1 pseudogene is annotated in these 228 nt (G+C 44.7%); it reads right to left on the reverse strand.

The features are described 5' to 3' along the window. Nucleotides 1–228: pseudogene (gene thrS / locus B2X00_RS04175) on the reverse strand (threonine--tRNA ligase); the annotation flags it as partial.

A 228-nucleotide genomic window follows, 5' to 3' on the forward strand; every position in this document is an offset into this window, starting at 1 on the left:
AAATACCATGCCTGGCGCTTCTTCCTGCCAGTGGAACAAATCTTGTGCCTTACCAATCTTACGATGGTCTCGTTTTTCTGCCTCTTCTAAACGTTGCAGATACGCTTTTAACTGTTTTTTATCCGCCCACGCAGTACCGTAAACACGTTGCAACATCTTGTTATCGGAGTTACCACGCCAGTATGCGCCCGCCATTTTCATCACTTTAAAGTGTTGGCAGAATTTCAT

The sequence above is a fragment of the Idiomarina sp. UBA3162 genome (genome assembly GCF_002364475.1).
In the GTDB taxonomy this organism is placed as follows: Bacteria; Pseudomonadota; Gammaproteobacteria; order Enterobacterales; family Alteromonadaceae; genus Idiomarina.